The sequence below is a fragment of the Flavobacterium sp. genome (assembly GCF_052437795.1).
Lineage (GTDB): Bacteria > Bacteroidota > Bacteroidia > Flavobacteriales > Flavobacteriaceae > Flavobacterium.
Genome location: NZ_JBQVPA010000001.1, coordinates 1,008,225 through 1,027,969, shown reverse-complemented (window position 1 = coordinate 1,027,969; position 19,745 = coordinate 1,008,225). Strand labels below are relative to the sequence as shown.

At 46.0% G+C, this 19,745-nt stretch carries 16 protein-coding genes; 6 read left to right on the top strand and 10 right to left on the bottom strand.

Annotated features, from left to right (window positions below; genetic code table 11):
* Positions 1-5: 5 nt before the first annotated feature.
* Together ACT6R0_RS05030 and trhA are read right to left on the bottom strand one after the other, a co-directional pair.
* Positions 6-4,052 (bottom strand): PAS domain S-box protein, encoded by a 4,047-nt coding sequence (locus ACT6R0_RS05030; protein WP_444651876.1) that lies wholly within the window; start codon positions 4,050-4,052, stop codon positions 6-8.
* A 56-nt stretch (positions 4,053-4,108) separates the two neighbouring features.
* Positions 4,109-4,744, bottom strand: a complete 636-nt coding sequence (gene trhA, locus ACT6R0_RS05025; protein ID WP_444651874.1) for a PAQR family membrane homeostasis protein TrhA — start codon at positions 4,742-4,744, stop codon at positions 4,109-4,111.
* Between the two features lie 148 nt (positions 4,745-4,892).
* Between trhA and ACT6R0_RS05020 the strand changes: the two genes are divergently transcribed.
* Positions 4,893-6,047: a DUF4861 family protein gene (locus ACT6R0_RS05020; protein ID WP_444658700.1), complete on the top strand. Its 1,155-nt coding sequence runs from the start codon at positions 4,893-4,895 to the stop codon at positions 6,045-6,047.
* A 35-nt stretch (positions 6,048-6,082) separates the two neighbouring features.
* Positions 6,083-7,264, top strand: coding sequence for a glycoside hydrolase family 88 protein (locus ACT6R0_RS05015; RefSeq protein ID WP_444651870.1), 1,182 nt, complete (start codon positions 6,083-6,085; stop codon positions 7,262-7,264).
* 29 nt (positions 7,265-7,293) lie between these two features.
* Here ACT6R0_RS05015 and ACT6R0_RS05010 read toward each other — a convergent pair whose 3' ends face one another.
* The 5 genes from ACT6R0_RS05010 to ACT6R0_RS04990 form a co-directional block, all read right to left on the bottom strand.
* A complete protein-coding gene (locus tag ACT6R0_RS05010; protein ID WP_444651868.1) occupies positions 7,294-8,919 on the bottom strand; it encodes an NADP-dependent glyceraldehyde-3-phosphate dehydrogenase in 1,626 nt (541 codons plus the stop codon).
* A 71-nt stretch (positions 8,920-8,990) separates the two neighbouring features.
* Positions 8,991-9,653: a response regulator gene (locus tag ACT6R0_RS05005; RefSeq protein ID WP_444651866.1), complete on the bottom strand. Its 663-nt coding sequence runs from the start codon at positions 9,651-9,653 to the stop codon at positions 8,991-8,993.
* A gap of 5 nt (positions 9,654-9,658) precedes the next feature.
* On the bottom strand, positions 9,659-10,438 hold the full coding sequence (locus ACT6R0_RS05000; RefSeq protein WP_444651864.1) for a sensor histidine kinase: 780 nt from the start codon (positions 10,436-10,438) through the stop codon (positions 9,659-9,661).
* Entirely contained in the window at positions 10,428-11,051 is a 624-nt protein-coding gene (locus ACT6R0_RS04995) for a hypothetical protein (RefSeq protein WP_444651862.1), read from the bottom strand. Before ACT6R0_RS04995 ends, ACT6R0_RS05000 begins: the two co-directional genes overlap by 11 nt.
* Positions 11,052-11,091: 40 nt before the next feature.
* A complete protein-coding gene (locus ACT6R0_RS04990) occupies positions 11,092-11,772 on the bottom strand; it encodes a hypothetical protein (protein ID WP_444651860.1) in 681 nt (226 codons plus the stop codon).
* Between the two features lie 360 nt (positions 11,773-12,132).
* Here ACT6R0_RS04990 and ACT6R0_RS04985 point away from each other — a divergent pair, with 360 nt between their 5' ends.
* Positions 12,133-13,008: a carbon-nitrogen hydrolase gene (locus ACT6R0_RS04985; RefSeq protein ID WP_444651858.1), complete on the top strand. Its 876-nt coding sequence runs from the start codon at positions 12,133-12,135 to the stop codon at positions 13,006-13,008.
* 65 nt (positions 13,009-13,073) lie between these two features.
* Positions 13,074-14,141, top strand: a complete 1,068-nt coding sequence (locus ACT6R0_RS04980; protein ID WP_444651856.1) for an agmatine deiminase family protein — start codon at positions 13,074-13,076, stop codon at positions 14,139-14,141.
* Positions 14,142-14,233: 92 nt separating this feature from the next.
* Here the strand turns inward: ACT6R0_RS04980 and ACT6R0_RS04975 are convergent, their stop codons facing one another.
* Both ACT6R0_RS04975 and ACT6R0_RS04970 read right to left on the bottom strand, forming a co-directional pair.
* The gene (locus ACT6R0_RS04975) at positions 14,234-15,010 is read right to left on the bottom strand and encodes an OmpA family protein (RefSeq protein WP_444651854.1); all 777 of its coding nucleotides are present in this window, start codon (positions 15,008-15,010) and stop codon (positions 14,234-14,236) included.
* A gap of 91 nt (positions 15,011-15,101) precedes the next feature.
* Positions 15,102-15,557: an Lrp/AsnC family transcriptional regulator gene (locus ACT6R0_RS04970; protein ID WP_444651852.1), complete on the bottom strand. Its 456-nt coding sequence runs from the start codon at positions 15,555-15,557 to the stop codon at positions 15,102-15,104.
* Positions 15,558-15,726: 169 nt separating this feature from the next.
* On the opposite strand from ACT6R0_RS04970, the gene ACT6R0_RS04965 reads away from it, so the two are divergent.
* Positions 15,727-16,947, top strand: coding sequence for an aminotransferase class I/II-fold pyridoxal phosphate-dependent enzyme (locus tag ACT6R0_RS04965; protein WP_444651850.1), 1,221 nt, complete (start codon positions 15,727-15,729; stop codon positions 16,945-16,947).
* Positions 16,948-17,010: 63 nt separating this feature from the next.
* Here the strand turns inward: ACT6R0_RS04965 and ACT6R0_RS04960 are convergent, their stop codons facing one another.
* Positions 17,011-17,391: a YidH family protein gene (locus ACT6R0_RS04960; protein ID WP_444651848.1), complete on the bottom strand. Its 381-nt coding sequence runs from the start codon at positions 17,389-17,391 to the stop codon at positions 17,011-17,013.
* Positions 17,392-17,513: 122 nt separating this feature from the next.
* Here ACT6R0_RS04960 and ACT6R0_RS04955 point away from each other — a divergent pair, with 122 nt between their 5' ends.
* Positions 17,514-19,685: a DPP IV N-terminal domain-containing protein gene (locus tag ACT6R0_RS04955; protein WP_444651846.1), complete on the top strand. Its 2,172-nt coding sequence runs from the start codon at positions 17,514-17,516 to the stop codon at positions 19,683-19,685.
* Positions 19,686-19,745 lie beyond the last annotated feature (60 nt).

Sequence of the window (19,745 nt, the reverse complement as noted above, 5' to 3'; positions counted from 1 at the left end):
GATGATTAACTTCTTACCTGTTGCCGCTCCGGCAAATAAACAGTAAATACCGCTCCGCTATCTTTGGCCGATGATGCCTCTATATGCCCATTGTGGTTATGTACTATTTTTTTACAAATGGCAAGCCCTATGCCCGTTCCGGAAAATTCTGATTTACCGTGCAGTCTTTGGAAGATCTGGAAAATGCGGTCGGCGTATTCTTCATCAAAACCGATACCATTGTCCCGGAACTCCAGTTTATAATAAGCTATATTTTCGTCATGATATTCAAAATCTACCGTGCCCGGTGGCATCAATGTCGCCGAAATTGTAATGACAGGTGCTACTCCCTCTCGGGTATATTTTAGAGAATTGGATACCAGGTTGCCCAACAGCTGCGACATTTGCAACGGAATGGCATCGATCACCGGCAGGATATCCGAATTTATTTTTGCTCCTGACTGCTCAATTACCAACTCGAAATCGGTCAGGTTGTCGGCCAGTATCTTATTCAGGTCAACCTGCCTAAACATCTGGTTATTCCTCGATAATTGCGAATAGCTCAGTACATCGCGTATCAGGTTGCCCATCCTTTCTGCGGCACTGTGGATCTTTTTGAGGTAGTTGGCCGGCCTTTCATCCATCGGGCTAAGGCTTTCCTGCAGCATTTTCGAAAAGATGGTTATCTTCCTTGTAGGCTCCTGCAGATCGTGTGAGGCGATGTAGGCGAATTGGTTAAGCTCTTCATTGTTGATCCTCAGGGAAGTGTTGGCCTCGCCCAGTTCCATGTTGGCCCGTTGCAGCTCTTCGGTACGCTGTTTCACTTCATACTCGAGCTGTTGCTGAAGCCTGCGCTCCTTTGTAACATCCTGCGCGGTACCGGTAAGATATTCAGGGTCGCCGCTAATGCCATAGCTTACCTGCGCCTGCGCATGGATAATACGCACCTGCCCGGTAGCATGGTTGATGATAGGATGTTCATTTTCATAGATCCCGTCCGATCCGGGTGCTATGGCAGCCTTTATCTTAGCATCTACCATTTCAACATAGTCTTCCGGCAACGGGTTGTAGGCTTCAATGATAGTCTTTTCATCATCATCAAAACCAAGCCATTCCTTAAACCTGTCAGAATAGCTAAAGGTATTTTCTTTAATGTTATATACCCATGTGGCAAGCTCGGCAAGCTCTATCGCACCGCGTAGCGCGGCCTGGGAATTTTCCAGTTTTTGGCGTGCCAGTACGGCGTCGGTTACGTCTACGGCAATATCAAGTATGGCATATACTTCATTGTTCTCATCAAATACGGGTGTGTAAGTAATGTTATAATAATTATAGCTCATTACCCCGTTCTGCACGATCTTCACCTGGTCGCCATAGCTTTGGTACATTTTACCCGTGGTAAATACATCGTCCAGTATCTTCAGGAAAGGCTGCCCGTGTGTTACCAGTTCGGGCATGGCTTCACGGAGCGGTTTGCCTACTATGTCCCAGCCCTTGCCCACAATATCGATAAATGTCTGGTTTGGCATTTCAATGATGAGGTCACGCCCTACAAAAAGCCCGATACCTGCCGGAGCCGTCGCAATGATCGAACGAAGTTTTGATTCACTCATTTCTACCTTTTGTCTGGAGCGTACCTGCTGCGTTACATCGGTTGCTACGACCAGGATCCGCTCTACATCGCTGGTATCAGATATCATTGGCTGGTAAGCAAGGTCCACATAAATGGTCTCGATAACACCATTGCGCAATATATCTACCGCTACCTCATTGGCCACAAAAGGTATTCCTGTTGCGATGACCTGTTCAAGCAATGTATCAAAACCCTGGCCTTCTATTTCAGGGAGCGCCTCAAGCAGCGGCTTCCCGATAAGGCTTTGCGGGTCGCGTCCCACAAGTTCACTATAAAAGCGGTTGGCCATACTAAAGGTCAGCCCTTCTTTCTCAAGCGTCGCAATGCCTACCGGTGACTGCTCAAAAGAGTCAAGCAATTGCTTACGGGTAGCGTCCACTTTTCTTTGTGCTTCTACCCGGTCGGTCACATCTATGGCCATGTTCATTATGCCATTCACTTTTCCGTCGGCATCAAAGATCGGCTTGTAGGTATAGTCAAAATAAAACTCCTGCAAAATACCATTTATCTCCAGGTGCGCTATGGCCTCTGTTTCAGAATGTGTTTTGCCCGTACTGTATATGTCATGGAGTATATCAAGGAATGGCTGTCCCTCTAACTCAGGGAGCGCTTCGGCCAGGGGATTGCCGATGATGGACCTGTCTTTGCCCCAATATCCTATCATTATGTCATTGGCCACCTCTATCTTCAGGTCATGGCCTGTAAACAGGCAGGTAGCCACCGGAGCCTGCTCTATCATCGATTTAAAGCGTATTTCACTTTCACTAAGTGCCTTGCGCCCTTCGATGATCTCATCAATATCCATGCAGTATCCGGCGTATCCGGCAAATGCTCCGCTTTCGTCATAATAGGGATCGCCAACCGCACGGCACCATATTTTTGTACTGTCCACTCTCCTGATCCTGAAAATAACGTCATAATGCGAGCGTGTTCCTACAGCTTCAGTATAAGTCACCAGGCTGCGCTGCCTGTCTTCCTCAATTATGGCATTAGCCCATCCATTTCCTTGCAGGTCCTGGTTGGAGATACCTGTCCAGTCTGATAAGATCCTGTTCAAATAAACAATATTGCCGCTTTCGTCAGAGAGCCACAAACCTACCGGCGAACTGTTGGTCACGTGGCGGAACATAGCATCGCTTTCGCGTTTTTCTGTTTCCGATCTCTCCAACGCCAGTCGTTGCGATTCAAGTACGCTTATGTCCCTCACTGTTCCGGAGAAGGCTATAGCATTGCCATCGGCATCAAATGTATTCGAGCCCATCACCACAATGCGGTGTATCGTACCGTCGTCCCATGTTACGCGGGGGGAATAATAAAATTGATTTTCTTTTATACCCTCTTCCAGGGCCTTTGCCCTTTCGGGCAGGTCGTCGGGGTGTACGTGCTGCAAAAATTCCTTTCGGGTAATTTCCCGCTTATTAATATTACCGGTAAGTATCTGTGCGAACAAGGGTGAATAGTTAATATCGCCTGTAATGAGGTCTACCCTGAACAGCCCCATGCCCGCGCTCTTTATGGCAATGTCGGCCAGTTGGTGCGCTTCGGCTATCTCTTCCTGGGCCTTGCGGTTCTCGGTTATATCCTGCACTGTGCCATTAAATCGGTAAGCCACTTTATCTTCGTTGAACCATGCCCTGCCTTTGGCCCTTAACAGGCGCTCTTCACGTGTAAAAGGGTGTATGACCGTATATTCGATATTGTACCGGCCACCCGACTCGTACTCGAGTGCCCGGCCTATTGCTTCAGTAACTTTCCGGCGATCTTTTTCAGCAATGGCATTCGTAGCAAGTTCAAGTGGTATCTCCTCTTCAGGTTCAAGTCCGAACCAGCTCTTGAGGCGGGCATTGCCGGAGAATTTGCCTGTGGCGGGGTCGAGGTCCCACACGCCCAGTTCGGCGGCATCCAGCGCAAACTCAAGTTCTTTCCTGTTGTCTTCGATCTTGTTGATCGTAACCACCTTTTCAGTAATTTCGGCAGTAATGGATAAAACGCCTTCGATGTCGCCACTATCACCTGTCACGGGACTGTAGCTAAAGGTCCAATAGCCATCTTCCATTTGCCCGTTCCGATAAATAGGGATGAGCATGTCCTCAAAGTAAATGCCGTCACCCTGATCTCGCACTTTCTGAATGAGCGGCCCAATAGTATCCCAGATCTCCATCCAGCAATCAATGGCTTTTTGGCCTAATGCTTCGGGGTGCTTGCCATCGTTGCCAAGCATTTGCCTGAAAGAGTCATTGTAAAACTGAACATTGTCATTCCCCCAAAAAAGGAACATTGGAAATTTTGAATACAGCATGGTACTCACTGTATTTTTCAGGCTTAAAGGCCAGGTATCTATTGGGCCGACAGAAGTTTTCGCCCAATCGAAATCGCGTATAAGTCCCCCCATTTCTCCGCCACCACGGGGGAAAGGCTGCTTTGTGTCAAAATTTTCCAAGTATCTTCGGGAAGTTTGAGTATTAGTGTCCTAAAAATAGTAAATTATTCCGTGAATCAGGGTATCAGGTAAAAAAATATCCCGAAGAAATGCAACGTACTGCCGCCCAGTACAAAAACATGCCATATAGCATGGTTGTAGGGTATTTTTTCCTTTACGTAAAAATAGATGCCAAAGGTGTAGCAAAGCCCGCCGCCCAGCAAATAGTATAAAGCCTGTGGCGCTACAGTCTCTATCAGCGGCTTGATGGCGATAACGATAAGCCAGCCCATGAGCGCATATAGTAAAAGTGATAGTTTTTCGGACTTTCGCAGTGGCGAGAATTTAAAGATGAAGCCTGCTACCGCAAAAGCCCATATCAACCCGAATATCGTCCAGCCCCAAGCCCCTTTTAGCCCTAATAAGGCCACGGGCGTGTAGGTGCCGGCAATAAGGATGTATATGCACAGGTGGTCTATTTTTCGGAAAAAACGTTTCCAGCGAAGGGTCGCTGCATAGTGGTATACCGTCGATGCTGAATAAAGAAGCAGCAGGCTGAAGCCAAATACTATAGCCACAGCAATGTGTACCGCAGTACCGTTGAAGGCCGCATAGACCACCAGCAATGCCAAGGCCGCTGCAGACAGCAGCGCACCTGTTCCGTGGGTGATCACATTCCATAGTTCCTCACGTTTGCGGTTCTTTTTGGGCATGATAGATTGTTTACGGTAAAGGTACGCAAAGCCGTTATCTCATCGCTAAAAAGAATTGAAATATCATACTCCCTGAAGATAAATTTTCTGACAGGAATGTTTGCAGCATTTTCATTTTATATCTTTGGGCATGCTAACCTGCAAACCCATGGCCCTGATCACTTTCCTGTTGATATGCATTAACGGCATCGCACAGGAGATCGCTGTTATGGTAAAGAACGATCTTGACTTTGACAGGAAGGAGGTCGTGGCTGTAAAACGGAAGCATCTGGCAAAATTGCTGAGATCACATTCCCAAAACGATATCCGGATACAAAAGGCAAATTCACATGAATACCTGCCGTTGCAATGGATCGATAATGACGGTGACGGAAAAGTTGATGAACTGCTTTTTGTTGCCGAAGTCAGGGCTAATGAGACCGAGGCCTATAAATTATCTGTAGATAGCAAAACATCCTCTTCCGGTATAATGTACGGTACCTATTCACGATTTATTCCCGAGCGCAGCGATGATCTTGCATGGGAGAATGATAAGGTCGCCTTTCGGGTATACGGTCCAAAAGGGCAGCAGGAAGCGCTGAAAGGCATTCCAGGGAGTACTTTGTCGAGCGGCGTGGACATCTGGCTGAAGCGGGTTTCCCATCCTGTTATCGAGGCATGGTATGCCGGCCATAAAGCTTCGCCCGGTTACTACCATACCGACCGCGGGGAGGGTTATGACCCCTACCATGTTGGTGCCAGCCGGGGTACGGGAGGCAGTGGCATCTGGATAAAAGACAGCCTGCAGGTATCTGAAAATTTTATTGCCCACAGAATTATAGCAACCGGGCAGCTGCGCACGGTTTTTGAGCTGGATTATGCACCGTGGGGCGAATTTGGCGTGCGCGAAACCAAGCGTATAACGCTTGATGTGGGGTCGAATTTTTCTAAATTTGAAGTTACGGTAAGATCCGATAAAAAACTTCCGAATTATGCCGTGGGCATTACCATGCACAGAAATGAAGGTAAAGTTGGTATGGATAAGAAAAAAAGCTGGTTCCGCCATTGGGAGAAAATAGATGACGCTTACATAGGCGAAGGCATAGTGACCGACCCGGAAACGATCATGTCGGCATTTGCCTATGTATCAAAAACGGCCGACCAAAGTAACCTGCTGGTACTACTAAAACCTAATAGTAAGATAGTATATTATGCCGGTTTTGCCTGGCAGAAAAGCGGGCAGGTGGACGATGTTTCAGAATGGGATGCCATGCTGCAAAGGCAGGCGCAGATCATCGCGCATCCGCTGGAAGTAAAAATATAGGTAAGTACCTGAGAAATAGAACGATCAATAATACCATGAGCATAAAATTAAAATTCATAGGGATGGCGGGTGCTGCAATGATGGCTGCACTTGGATTAAAAAGCGACACAGGCGCTGGACCGGATATACAAAGACAGATAGAATATTGCGCCGCGCAGGCTACCAAAACACTCGCAACCATTCCCGATACCGGAGTATTGCCCAGGAGTGTTCCAAACAACGCGAAATATTGGAAATTCGTAGAATACGGTGACTGGACCAGCGGTTTCTGGCCGGGCGAGCTGTGGTATCTGTATGAAGCTACCGGCGACCAGAAGTTCCTTACCGCCGCCGATAAATATACGCTTCTGCTCACACCGCTATCGGTCAATAAGGCCAGCGACCACGATCTGGGATTCCAGGTATTCAACAGCTTTGGCAATGGCTACAGGATAACGAAGAACCCGGGTTATAAGGAGATCATCCTCAGGACTGCCGATACGCTGGCAACGCTCTATAACCCAAAAGTGGGCACGATACAGTCATGGCCGCATAACAATTATGGTGGCCATAATACCATCATCGATAACATGATGAACCTGGAATTGCTGTTTTGGGCCTCAAAAAATGGCGGCGACAAAAAACTGTATGACATTGCCGTGAAGCATGCCGAGACTACCATGGCCAACCACTTTAGGGATGATCACAGCTCTTACCACGTTTTGGTATATGACCCGCAAACCGGCCACAAGATAAAAGGTGTGACCGCACAGGGCTTTGCCGACGACAGTATGTGGGCACGTGGCCAAGCCTGGGCTATTTACGGGTTTACCATGGTTTACCGCGAAACGAAAGACCCTAAATTTTTGGAATTTGCAAATAAGGTAGCCAGAGTGTACCTCGACCGACTCCCAAAAGACCTGATCCCCTACTGGGACTTTAACGCGCCGGGAATACCCAATGAACCCAGGGATGCATCAGCGGCAGCGATAACGGCATCGGCCCTGCTGGAGCTATCGGCACTTACCGACGATAAAATCCTGAAAAAGGAATACCGTTCCAAAGCCGAAAAAATGCTCACGGAACTTTCGGCCAAATACCAAAGCCATAGCCTGAATAATGCTTTTTTAATGCATTCTACAGGGCATAAGCCGGCAGGAAGCGAGATCGACTGCTCAATCGTGTATGCTGACTATTACTACCTTGAAGCGTTACTCAGACTTAAAAAAATGCAGTAAGCAAGTTTTCTCGCTATGCTGACACATCATTAAAAAATATAATCAGTGCTCAGGAAGCCGGACTCATGGTCGCGCACGATCTTGTTTAGCAATTCTTTATTGGCATCGGTAACCTTTGCCGCGACAAGTGAACGGATGGAGAATGACCGAAGCGCGTCAAACACCGACAGCGTGCCCTCTGCACTGTCCTTGCGCCCTGTGAAAGGGAAAACATCAGGGCCACGCTGTGCCTGGCAGTTGATGTTGACACGACTTACAAGCCCCACGAACGGATCGATAAGGCTGGCAACCTCGGCAGCGTCGTTACTGAAAATGCTAACCTGCATACCATGTGATGCGTTGACCTGGTAGTCTATCGGCTCCTCTATCGAACTGAAGCGAACTACCGGCACCACGGGCCCGAACTGCTCTTCGTGGTATAATTTCATCGAATCATTTACAGGGTATACTACAGCAGGGAAAACGAAGGAAGCTTCGGTATATCCCCCACCCTCGTTCATTACCTTAGCGCCATTGGCAATGGCATCTTCAATACATTCTTTAAGGTAAGCAGGTTTATCAGGTTCCGGCAGTGGGGTGACTTTTACATCTTTATCCCATGGCAGGCCGGGCTTAAGGGCCGATACTTTTTCGCTTAACCTCCTCACAAATTCGTCTGCCACGCCATCCTGTACGAACAGCAGCTTGAGGGCGGTACACCTTTGACCGTTGAATGATAATGCTCCTGCAATACATTCTGACACAGCCACATCAAGGTCGGCATTATTGGTCACTATGGCGGCATTCTTGGCATCGAGGCTTAGGATAGCGCGCAGGCGGTTCACTTTAGGATGCTGCTTTTTAAGGCCGTTAGCGACTTTACTCGACCCTATGAAGGCCAGCACATTGATCTTGCCGCTTTCCATAAGCGGCGGAATGATCTCGGCACCCTTGCCATACAGCGTGTTCACAGTTCCTTTCGGGAAGGCTTCCTTAAAAGCTTCGAGTAACGGGTAATGTGCCAGTATGCCGTGCTTTGGCAGCTTAAATAATATGGTATTGCCCATGATGAGGGCAGGTATCAGCGTAGTGAATATCTCGTTGAGCGGATAGTTGAACGGCCCCATGCTGAGCACGACACCCAGCGGCAGGCGACGTGTCTGGGCAATGGTACCCTCGGCTTCCTGGAAGCGCGACGACTCACGGTCGAGATCCTTGAGCGCATCAATGGTGGCATTGATATAATCTACTGTACGGTCGAATTCCTTAGTGGAGTCGGCCAGCGATTTGCCTATTTCCCACATTAGCAGCTTTATCACCAGATCACGCTGCTTCAGCATTAAGTATACAAAATTCTGCATGCACGCAATACGTTTTTCAACGCTCATCGAGGGCCACTCCCCCATTCCGTTATCATAGGCGGCAAGGGCGGCATCGAGGGCGGCAAGGGCTTCTTTGGCTGAAGTATCGGGGTAGCTGCCGACGAGCTTGCGCTTAAGGCCGTCGGTACCAGGGATGCATACGGGTGAATATACTTCAGTCACCGGACCTTCCCATTGCACCATCTGCCCGTTGAGCAGGTATTCGCGCTGGTGAAGTTCGGGTAATTGGTATTCTTGAGGTATTTGACCTTCTGATGTAAAAATGTTTTCGAAACGCGAGTTTGGTGTTGCCATTTAGATGTTATGTTTTTTGGAAGACTAAAATTAAACATCGCGACGGTATTATCCTACATATTTAGATTAATTTATAAAAAAGGGTCGGTGAGCTTGTATCTGTAGGAAAATAGCACCAGCCCTACCTTGGATTTAATATTGTATTTATCAAAAAGAGCGGTCCGGTAGGCTTCAATGGACTTGACCGATACGTTCATGATGTCGGCCATCTGCTCATAAGTAAGCTCGCGGCCATCGCAAACGAGCTTTAGGAAATCATGCTCGCGGGATGTAAGCTCGATGCCGTGCTTTTTCTTCTCCTCAAGTAATGATACATCAAATTTGCGCACCCTGTTCAAGATCTCGACAACATTGGTGTAACCTGTATTGGCAATGCTGTCAATGGCGAATTTCAGGTCGGCCGCACTGCAATTCTTATGGAGGAAACCGCGCGCGCCATAGTGGTAAGCCGTATCAATGATATGATCATCAAAATGCTGTGTGAGCAGGAGGATCCTGTACTCGGCTTCCAGCTTTTCGATCTCGCGGATTAGCTCTACCCCGTTCATACCCGGCATGGAATAATCGACAATAAGTATCGAAGGATTTTCATCGGTACTGCAAGCGTCCAAAAATGCAGGGGCACTGTCGTATTCGGCAATGACTTTGTAGTTCCCCAGCTTTTCCAGTAATTCTTTAAGCCCCTGCCGCACGATCTTATGGTCGTCGACAAGGCCGATGGTAATTTTTTGCATAGGTATTATATTTCAAGTAAGGTGATCGTAGTGCCTTTTCCTGCGGCTGAATAGATGGTTATGGCAAGTCCCACCATCTCGGCGCGGCTTACCAGGTTGAGCAGCCCCAAACCTGCAGGACCTTTTTTTACATCATCATACTTAAAGCCTCTGCCGTTGTCAGAAACCTTTAACATGAAAGAAGGGTCTGCTGTCACATCAATACTAATTTCAGTGGCACGGGAATGTTTCAGGGCATTGTTGATGATCTCCTGAAATATACGAAAAATTACTATCTGTTTAGCAGGGTCGAAATTATTATGTAAATTCCCACATGCGGTGTACTTAATAACCATCCCGCTTACCTGACGGAGCCTGACGGCCTCGCCTTCTATGGCTTTTACGAAATTTTGCTGAACGAGCATCTGGCTGTTGAGGGAATGGCTGATGCGCCGGATGGAATTGGACAGCATATAGGCCGAATTTCCCAAAGGCTCAAGGTCGCCTGCCAATTCCGGCTTATCGAGTTTTAAGTTCTCGATCATGAAATTGATGTAGGTAAGCTGCTGCCCGGCATCGTCATGCAGGTCCTGCGAGATGTTGTTGAGCACCTGTTCCTGGGTCTCAAGTATGGTGGCCGTAAGTGTTTTTTGGAAGTCAAGGTCTTTTTGGTAAATAACGCGTGTATAGTTCTTTATCTTGCGTATGTATAGTTTTATGAGGAGCGCGCAGAAGAAAATAAGCAGGCTTATGAAAAGTATGGCGATCACGATACCCAATGCTATTTTATTATTACTATCTACCACTTTTCGCTCTTTTTATTACATAAACCACTAATAGGCTGTAATATACAAAATTAACAAAATTCATAACAAACTTATACAGATCTAGTTCGCCAATTAATTTAATATCGCCTAACGAACTGTCTTTAAATCCGAAATAAAAACTAAGCCCTAAAAAAAATAAAACAGGTATGAATAATAAAAAGTAGTCCAGCCCTAAAAAGAACTGAAATTTTTCAAGTTGTAATGATCTAAAACTTTGATAAATAAATATTGCCACATATATAAAGCCACCAATTACAAAGCTGTAAGTGTTATAGTCATATGATCCTTCGTATAAAATAAGGTTTAAAATGCAGAAAAGTAAATAAGGAGCGATCATCCTCATACCCCGGACCTTAAAAATACGTGTTATTAGCAAAAGCCATAAAGAGTTATGACATATGGTATAAAGTGTATAAAATATCCCTACATGTTCGAAACCGAGGGTCAATAAAGTACTCACAGTCATTTCTACAGCAAAATTCAGGCATATAATATTGAAAACTATCTTATCGATACCTTTTCTCTCAAGCCAAAACAAGCTTATAAGAAAGCTTGCAGCAACTAATATTTGAATGAAATGAAAATTCTCCATAAAAAAACTTCATCTTGATACGATGAAGTTACTTATTAAATTATAATAGGTCCATATAAGGAGGCTTATTAGAGAAATCGTAAAAACCTACAGTGTCTTTAGCATTCTCATTTTGCCTGACCCTTAAAAAAACGGTCGACACCCCATCGATCGTAGTTGTTGCAAAATCAAATGCTGCACTGCTATCCAATCCATGATTCATTACGATACTTTCAATTAAAGGGAAAGAATAAAGTACAAGGGCTGCATCATAAGTAGTATTAGCTGTAATAGTTAACGAAGTCGGTGACAGGTTGACCTGAAGGTATTTATCGTATGTTTCTTTATAATCATCATATTTTATAGATGATGTACGTAACAGTTCATCTTTAATACCTCCCAATGTAATTGTTTTGTATTCACTTTCGCTAATATTTACAGGATCTATACTATGGGCAAATTCAGTGAACCAATAGTTATCAGGAAAACTCATACAATCATCATATTTGGCTAACCATGTGATTACTTGCTGATTATTCCCAATTTTACTTAGGTCAACATAAATTTTATCCTTAGTCGTAAGAGCTCTAATACTGAGAGGTATTGATGATGGACATGACTTTTTGAGCGCTAATATTGCCGGATATTTTTTTACAGTCCTATCGATCCCAAAGAATAGTGCTAATCCAACAGACACTAATGAAACTACAGATAAGCCTGCAATGATCGTTGTTTTTTTCATAATAAATTAAATTTTGGTTAATAATTGGTTGTAGTAAAATTCAGCATTTCATCAATATCCCTACATAGGCAAAACCCTATTTTTTAAGAAATATTTAACTACCATTAATATCTCGTCAAGTGAATACAAGGTAAATAGGAGATCTTTTGCTAAAGGCAAACGGTAAAATATTCATTTGACTGTTCTTCATATATGCTTTTTAGGCATCCGGAGACTTGTAAACTATCTTATAAGTATAGTTGATCCAAAACGGAAGAAGAATTATCTTCTGTTCCCCTTTTAACCAAACGCTAACACCGTACTACCCCAAAAATCCCAAACTTTTTGCATAAATTTGCGGTTCAATTTTATTCAATAGAAATGTCAAAAGTAAAAGTAGGATTAGTACAGATGAGCTGCGTGGCCGAAAAGCAGCCCAACCTCGAAAAAGCTATTAAAGAAGTGCGTAATGCCGCTGCAAAGGGAGCGCAGATCGTGTGCCTCCAGGAACTCTTCACCTCGTTGTATTTTTGCGATGTAGAGGATTATGAGAACTTTAAGCTGGCGGAGTCCATACCCGGCCCGTCGACAACGGCGCTGAGCGAAGTGGCCAAAGAGCTTAACGTAGTGATCGTTGCTTCCCTTTTCGAAAAGCGTGCCGAAGGACTTTACCATAATACCACAGCAGTAATTGATGCCGATGGCGAATACTTGGGCAAGTACCGCAAAATGCACATTCCCGACGATCCGGGCTATTATGAGAAATTCTATTTTACCCCCGGTGACCTTGGATATAAAGTGTTCCAGACAAAGTTCGCCAAAATAGGTGTGCTCATATGCTGGGACCAGTGGTATCCCGAAGCCAGCCGCATTACCGCGCTCATGGGTGCTGAGATCATGTTCTACCCTACTGCCATCGGGTGGGCTTCCGCACAGGATGAGGAGACGAATAAAGAGCAATATGACGCATGGCAAACCATACAGCGTTCGCACGCCGTTGCCAATGGCGTTCACGTAGTTAGTGTGAACCGCGTAGGCTATGAGCAGGAGGGCGCCATGAAATTCTGGGGCGGCAGCTTTGTAGCCAATCCGCACGGAAAGCTCATGTACCTTGCCACACACGACAAGGAGGAGACCACCGTAGTAGAGATAGACACCCAAACCAGCGACCATTACCGTACGCACTGGCCTTTCCTTCGCGACAGGAGGATCGATAGCTATCAGCCTATTACGAAACGCTACCTTGACGGGGATTAGAACGTTCCAGGTTTAAAGATTAAAGTTTAAAGTTTCAGGTTGCCATTCAAACTCAACAGATCATAATGGATATCCATTCAGATAATACTCCTAAAAATTTAGGTTTTTCATTCCCCGCAGAATTTTCTGAACAGCGTGCTATGTGGCTTTCATGGCCGCATAAGGAAGCGTCATGGCCTGGGAAGCTGCATACGATATACAAGCCATATTGCGAGTTCATATTGCAGGTTTCGCGCCACCAGCCGGTGTGCATTAATGTGGCTGATGAGGAGATGCAGCGTTTCGCTCAGTCACAACTTGAAAGCTTCCTGCCATTGGTCCCTGAAGGGCGTCTGGGTGAGGTAAGTTTCTACTTCCACCCTACCAACGATGCGTGGTGCCGCGACCATGGGCCTGCATTTGTCGTAAATAAGGAAACCGGCGAAAAGGCTATTGTTGACTGGGGCTATAACGCCTGGGGCGACAAGTACCCACCTTACGACCTGGACGATGTGATACCAACCAAAATAGGTGCAGCACTTGGGCACAGGGTTTTCCATCCCGGGATCGTGATGGAAGGCGGTAGTGTGGAGTTCAACGGCAAAGGCACACTGCTTACTACAACGGCCTGCCTGCTGAACGAGAACCGAAACCCACACCTTGACCGGGAGCAGATCGAGGAATACCTGAAAGAATATTATGGCGTTGAGCACATAATTTGGCTTGGCGACGGTATTGTAGGCGATGATACCGATGGGCATATCGACGATATTACCCGCTTTGTAAACGAAAATACAGTGGTTACGGTTGTTGAGGAAGACGAGAACGACGAGAACTACCACCTGCTGCTGGAGAACCTGGAGTTGCTTAAAACCATGAAATTGCAGGATGGCAGCCCCCTTAACATAGTGGAATTGCCAATGCCTAAAGCCGTGGTTCATGAAGACCAAAGACTTCCTGCTTCATATGCGAATTTTTACATTGCTAACAAAAGCGTGATCGTTCCCATATTCAATGATGAGGTGAACGATGCGAAAGCACTTGATATATTGCGCAAATGTTTCCCTGACAGAGAGGTTATCGGGATAGACTCTACCGACCTCATATGGGGACTGGGCAGCTTCCATTGCCTTAGCCAGCAGGAGCCTTTGTAATTTCAGATTACAGATTACAGATTTTTTCCCACTCATACTTTTGAATGAGTACTTTAAGGGAACGAGTGTAGTTCAATCTGAAATCTGAAATATCAGTTCTCAAGAATCTCTATTTCCACCCGCCTGTTGGCTACCTTTTCAGCTTCACTTTTTTCAGGAAGTGCATATACCGGACGGCTGCTACCAAAGCTTTGATAGGACAGCCTGTTTTTATCGATCCCGTTGCGGACTAAAAATTCATAAACGGTTACAGCCCTTTTTTTAGAAATTTCCTTCTGCTCTTTCACCATACAGCAAATATGTCCCTGAATATCGATCTTCAGATCAGGGTTATTTTTCATAATGGCAAGCAGCTCAAAAAGTATAGGCCTGGATTCCGGAAGGACCTGTCCTGAATTGTTCAAAAAGTGTAGGTCAGGTAATTTTATCTTCTCACCCTTCCTTGCTACAGTGACTTTTTTAGTAAACTCGCTAACCTCAGGCTTTTTAAGCACGGTTTTCGGCTTTTGCCTAAAATACAGTACCGCTTTTCGGTCTTTTGCCCTATTGACGGAAAAGGCCTCAGTCTCGCCAAAACCTTTTTCCTCAACACTATCGAGGGCAATATTCCCCTCCTTCAGCATTTCATATACATACAATGCCCTGCGTTCCGAAAGGTCCTGGTTGTAAAGGGCATTTCCAACGCTGTCGGCATATCCGTAAATTTTAATTACTTCAGCATCTTTATGAGTACTTATCCAGGTTTCCAGGTTTGTTCCGGACGCTGCATTTGTCTCATCAATGTCAAAGTCAAAGTAAATGGTAAATTTTTCCTGCCCGGAAACCTGAAGAAAAAACGAACAGACAAATAACTGTAATAAGCGTTTCATTTTTTATAGTTGGTGTAAGTTTGGTAGTACAACGTTGGTGTAATATTTTTATTTTGGCATTTACGGGATCAACCTGCAAAATGCTGCAAAGCTACACCGCAATAACATTTGTATTCTTGACCTCCCCTATCATAAAGGTGCTGTGCGTACTGCCGATGTGTTGCAATGTGGTAAGCTTTGTCACCATGAACTCGCGGTACTCCTCCATATTGGCTACATAAATTTTCAGGATGTAGTCATAATCACCACTTACATGGTAGCATTCCAGCACTTCATCCAGTTGTGTTACCTCCTGCTCAAATTTAGTTATATAGGTTTTTGTATGCTGTGCCAGCTTTAAATGGCAAAAGACAACAAATCCACGGTTTACCTTATTCCTGTCGACAACAGCTACATATTTATTGATGATGCCGTCGCGTTCCAGACGTTTAACACGTTCATAAACCGCTGTTACGGAAAGCCTGAGCTTTATTGAAAGCTGTTTAGTGGTTTGGGTGCTGTCTTCCTGCAACAGAGCGAGCAGCTGTTTGTCTGTAGTATCTAACATAGCATGAAAAATTTTCGTCAAATTTGATAAATTTAATTTGCAGTAACGAAAAATAATCTACAAAAATCAATATTCATAGAAAAATAATCTAAATATATGGATTATCATTGACTTTAAATCTACAATTCACTCTCTTTGGCGAAACGAACAAACGACAAAATTTTACCTTATGAAAACTTTCGATCCGGCAAATAAGATACAGGACCTGCAATATTTCGGGGAATTCGGTGGTGTTAACCCATCGATATCCGACTCATCAACCTATACTTTCCTTACAGCAAAAACGATGTTTGACGCGTTTGAAGGGAATGCCGAAGGCTGCTACCTTTACTCACGCCATGCATCCCCCAGCAACCTGTACCTGGGCCAGGCACTGGCAGCGATGGAAGGTACAGAAACAGCTAACGTTGCCGCATCGGGCATGGGAGCTATCACCACGGCACTGCTTCAGCTTTGCGGGGCCGGCGACCACGTTATATCAAGCCGAACAATATATGGCGGAACGTACGCTTTCCTTAAGAATTTCACGCCAAAACTGGGCATAACGGCATCTTTTGTAGACATCACTAAATTGGATGTCGTAGAAGCGGCGATCACACCAAACACCAAGGTCATCTTCTGCGAAACAGTGAGCAACCCGCTCCTGGAAGTAGCCGACATCGGATCATTGGCTAAAATTGCCAAAAAACATAACCTGAAGCTGTTGGTAGACAATACCTTTTCCCCGCTTTCGGTAGCCCCGGCAAAACTGGGCGCCGATGTGGTAATACACAGCCTGACTAAATTCATTAACGGAAGCAGCGATACTGTAGGCGGCGTAACATGCGGCACACAGGAATTTATTGATGCGCTCCGCAATGTGAATGACGGCGCGGCAATGCTGCTTGGCCCTACAATGGACAGCCTGCGCGCGGCGAGCATCATGAAGAACCTGCGCACCCTGCACATCCGTATGAAGCAGCACAGCCACAACGCACAATACCTTGCTGAACGCTTTGAGAACGACGGACTTAAGACTGTTTACCCGGGACTTGCCAGCCACCCGAGCCACGACCTGTACAAGAGCATGATCAATCCTGAGTATGGTTTTGGAGGAATGCTGACCATAGATGCCGGTTCGCTTGACAAAGCTAATGAGCTGATGGAACTGATGCAGCACCGCAACCTGGGCTACCTTGCCGTGAGCCTTGGCTTTTACAAAACATTATTCAGCGCACCGGGCTCATCGACATCGAGCGAGATACCAATGGAAGAGCAAAAGGAAATGGGACTTACCGACGGGCTTATCCGTTTCTCTATCGGGCTTGACAATGATATTGAAAGGACCTATCAAATGATGAAGGAATGCATGGAGGCAGTAGGTGTGCTGGCAAAAGCTGAAACTGTTTAAACAAACCGACCACTATATGATAACCCTAAAGAATTCAAAGATCTTTGGGGTTTATTTTTTATTCTACAGCGTCCTTATCAAATACACGATAAGCAATACGCTCACGAGCAATACCCCAAGTGTTACCATCGCAAGTATTCCTGATGAATGGTGATAAATACCCTGCCGCAGCTGCCTTGTAGTCTGCCTGTAACGGAAGTAGGATACAGTAGTAATTAGCGAGCCGGCCACAACCAGCACGATTCCCACGATCGCAGTGAACAGCTCACCCGGAATAATTGATCCTTCTGCCCCGGTGATGGTACGGTCCTCAACGAACATGGCCGACTTGACCACCACGAAGCCAAACGCCATAATGGCAATACCGGTGCGCACCCATGCCAGAAATGTACGTTCGTTGGATAATAGTTCGCGGGCAAGGGTCTGGTCGTCGATGTTTTGCATTATCAAAAAAAATTGCGGAATTATGAAACGAATTTACAAGATCGGCTACTAATTCCCAATATAAAGTTTCGGGAACGGGTTTACAATGCTTAAATTCGCCCGAAGAACAACAAACATATCCTATGAGAAAATTAGTCTGCGCCTTCCTCCTCGCGGGAATGGCAGCAACCGCACAGCAAAACCTGACCATACAGCAGGCCACCTATGGCAGCTACCAGGAGTTTGCACCCAAAAGTCTTGTATCGCCACTTTGGCGAAAGAACATGAAGGCTATTACCTATCTTGACGACAGTTACCAAAAGCTGATGCAGCGCACCGAGGCCGGTAATTGGGCAGAAGCCGCATTGGTAACTAAAGAAGAAGTTGCTTCAGCAATGAAAAACAAATTTGGCAGCGATACTTTTGCCCTGCAGATATTTCCATACAACTACCAATGGAAGGATGCCAACACACTTCAGCTTGAAATAGCAGGCAAGAACAAAATGTACGTCGTTCTTTTCGACGTAATATCGAAAACCGTAAAAAGCGGCGTTGATCTTTCGCCGGATGGTAAAAACCAGGCGCTTTCGCCGGATGGCACTGCCATAGCCTGGCTGATGGATAACAATATTATTATTTCAGGACAAGGTGGAGCGAAAGTTACCACCGACCAGGATAAAGGCATAGTGAATGGCAGCGACTACACGCACCGCCAGGAATTCGGAATCAATAAAGGGATGTGGTGGAGCCCGGACAGCAAAAAGCTGTTGTACTATCGCAAGGATGAGACCATGGTGGCCAACTACCCACTCACACAATGGGACACGCGTATTGCCGAGAATAAGGATATAAAATACCCAATGGCAGGCGAAAAGAGCGAAGAGGTAACACTTGTAGTTTATGACACTGCATCTAAGAACAACGTAATGCTTAAGACAGGCGAACCTAAAGAGCAGTACCTCACAACGGTGACCTGGTCACCGGACAGTAAATTTGTTTACGTTGGGCTCCTTAACCGTGGCCAGGACCACCTGAAGCTTAACCAGTACAATGCCGCTACGGGTGATCTTGTAAAGACATTATTCGAGGAAAAAGCCAAAACGTATGTAGAGCCGTTGCACGACCTGACGTTCGTTCCCGGCAATAACAACCAGTTCCTGTACCGCAGCGAGAAGGACGGTTATGAGCAATTGTACCTTTATGATACCAATGGCAAACAGCTGAAAAAGCTTGGCTACAAAGATGTGGTCATACAACAGCTGTTGGATCTCACTGCTGACGGCAAAACGGTTTTTTATATTGGCACGGCAAATAAAGGACTGGACAGGCAGCTGTATAAAGTGGACCTGAAGTCGGGCAAAACTACGCAGGTAACTATGGCATCGGGCACGCACACCGCGATCGTAAGCACGGATGGGACTTTGGCTTTCGACAGCTTCAGCAATACTACCACTCCAAATGATGTGAACATCATCAACCTGAAAAATAACAAATCGACTTCATTGCTTAAAGCAGAAAACCCTTACACCGGGAAAACCGTACTGCCTAAAATGGAACTGGTAACGGTAACCGCTGCCGATGGCAAAACCCCACTGAATGGCAGGATCATTTACCCTGTAAACTTCGACGCTTCAAAAAAATACCCTGTAATGGTATATGTGTACGGTGGCCCGCACGCACAATTAGTGACCAACGACTGGCTGGGCGGCACAGGCCTGTTCGACTACTACATGGCGCAGCAGGGCTATGTGGTATTCACGCTGGACAATCGTGGCAGCGATGCCCGCGGGCGCGATTTTGAGCACGTAGTGCACCGCAACCTGGGAGTTAACGAGATGGCCGACCAGATGAAGGGCGTGGAGTTCCTGAAAGGCAAACCGTTCGTGGATTCCGACAGGATAGGTGTGTATGGCTGGAGCTTTGGCGGGTTCATGGCAACTTCGCTGATGCTGGACCATGGAGATACATTTAAAGTTGGCGTTGCCGGTGGCCCTGTAGTGGACTGGAAATACTATGAGATCATGTACGGCGAGCGCTACATGGACACCCCGCAGGAAAATCCTGAAGGTTACATGAGCACTATGACAACAGCCAAAGCCAACAAGCTGAAAGGCTACCTGTTGGTAATTCATGGCGCACAGGACCCTGTGGTCGTACAGCAGCACAGTATGGAATTCATACAAGCGTGCATTGCGGCAGGCAAACAGGTAGATTACTTCCTCTACCCTACGCACGAGCATAACGTTCGCGGAAAGGACAGGATCCACCTGAACCAGAAGATAGCGGAGTATTTTGATACGTACTTAAAAAAATAAGGGAACGGGGGCTTAGAGGCTCCCGTTTTTTGTTTTAGAGATCAAATATTTTGAGTTATT

Excerpts from the sequence above, each read along its gene's own strand:
- trhA (WP_444651874.1), bottom strand. The coding sequence starts at position 4,744 with ATGCCCAAAAAGAACCGCAAACGTGAGGAACTATGGAATGTGATCACC.
- ACT6R0_RS05020 (WP_444658700.1), top strand. The coding sequence starts at position 4,893 with ATGGCCCTGATCACTTTCCTGTTGATATGCATTAACGGCATCGCACAG.
- ACT6R0_RS05015 (WP_444651870.1), top strand. The coding sequence starts at position 6,083 with ATGAGCATAAAATTAAAATTCATAGGGATGGCGGGTGCTGCAATGATG.
- ACT6R0_RS05010 (WP_444651868.1), bottom strand. The coding sequence starts at position 8,919 with ATGGCAACACCAAACTCGCGTTTCGAAAACATTTTTACATCAGAAGGT.
- ACT6R0_RS05005 (WP_444651866.1), bottom strand. The coding sequence starts at position 9,653 with ATGCAAAAAATTACCATCGGCCTTGTCGACGACCATAAGATCGTGCGG.
- ACT6R0_RS04995 (WP_444651862.1), bottom strand. The coding sequence starts at position 11,051 with ATGGAGAATTTTCATTTCATTCAAATATTAGTTGCTGCAAGCTTTCTT.
- ACT6R0_RS04990 (WP_444651860.1), bottom strand. The coding sequence starts at position 11,772 with ATGAAAAAAACAACGATCATTGCAGGCTTATCTGTAGTTTCATTAGTG.
- ACT6R0_RS04985 (WP_444651858.1), top strand. The coding sequence starts at position 12,133 with ATGTCAAAAGTAAAAGTAGGATTAGTACAGATGAGCTGCGTGGCCGAA.
- ACT6R0_RS04980 (WP_444651856.1), top strand. The coding sequence starts at position 13,074 with ATGGATATCCATTCAGATAATACTCCTAAAAATTTAGGTTTTTCATTC.
- ACT6R0_RS04975 (WP_444651854.1), bottom strand. The coding sequence starts at position 15,010 with ATGAAACGCTTATTACAGTTATTTGTCTGTTCGTTTTTTCTTCAGGTT.
- ACT6R0_RS04970 (WP_444651852.1), bottom strand. The coding sequence starts at position 15,557 with ATGTTAGATACTACAGACAAACAGCTGCTCGCTCTGTTGCAGGAAGAC.
- ACT6R0_RS04965 (WP_444651850.1), top strand. The coding sequence starts at position 15,727 with ATGAAAACTTTCGATCCGGCAAATAAGATACAGGACCTGCAATATTTC.
- ACT6R0_RS04960 (WP_444651848.1), bottom strand. The coding sequence starts at position 17,391 with ATGCAAAACATCGACGACCAGACCCTTGCCCGCGAACTATTATCCAAC.
- ACT6R0_RS04955 (WP_444651846.1), top strand. The coding sequence starts at position 17,514 with ATGAGAAAATTAGTCTGCGCCTTCCTCCTCGCGGGAATGGCAGCAACC.